This is a genomic window from Alcanivorax sp. HI0044 (assembly GCF_001634945.1).
This window is the reverse complement of the sequence record NZ_LWEZ01001467.1, coordinates 1-752: the sequence shown is the minus strand read 5'-3', so window position 1 is coordinate 752 and position 752 is coordinate 1. Positions and strand designations below refer to the sequence as shown.

The following is a 752-nucleotide window of genomic DNA, read 5'->3' as shown; positions in this document are numbered from 1 at the left end:
GACGAAAAACTGCCCGCCCCGATCAAAAAAGCCATCCTCAACGCACTGTCTGAACGTGACCCAGAGGCAGCAATTTGCGTCAACAGCAAGGGAGACATTGAACCGGACAGCGAACTGCGTGACACCGAGATCGTGCCGCTACCCGCCGATATCACCCTGCCGCTACCCATGGGCTACGACAAGGACGCTGACAACAGTGAACTGCTACCCCTGGTGCACGATCACTGCGAAGATTACCTGGCCAGGGAAGTGCTACCCTTCGTGGACGATGCCTGGATCGACCACAGCAAGACCAAGGTGGGCTACGAAATCCCCATCAACCGGCATTTCTACGTCTACGAGCCCCCGCGCGCCCTGGCAGAGATCGAAAGCGAAATACAAGGGCTGGAAAAGGACATTCTGGCCATGCTCAAGAAGGTGACCACATGAACCAGGGCGAGCTGATTCTCTACCACACGGACGATGGCAAGGCACAAATATTGCTGCGGGCCGAGGGGGATACCGTCTGGTTAACCCAAGCGGAAATCGCCACCCTGTTCGATACCAGCAAGCAGAATGTCAGCCTGCATATTCGTAACATATTGAATGACAAGGAGTTGCCGGAGGATTCAGTTGTCAAGGAATCCTTGACAACTGCCGCCGACGGCAAGAATTACCGGGTAAAATGGTACAGCCTGCCCCTGATTTTGGCCGTGGGCTACCGGGTGCGCTCCCCCCGGGGCACCCAATTCCGCCAGTGGGCCACCGCCCAC

1 protein-coding gene and 1 pseudogene are annotated in these 752 nt (G+C 56.9%); both read left to right on the top strand.

Annotated elements, in window-relative coordinates; translation table 11 throughout:
- Positions 1 to 429 (top strand): annotated as a pseudogene (locus A3730_RS32065) (SAM-dependent DNA methyltransferase); the annotation flags it as partial.
- The coding region (locus A3730_RS22075) for a virulence RhuM family protein (RefSeq protein ID WP_197477570.1) at positions 426 to 752 on the top strand (327 nt) is incomplete at its 3' end. The pseudogene A3730_RS32065 and the gene A3730_RS22075, both read left to right, overlap by 4 nt.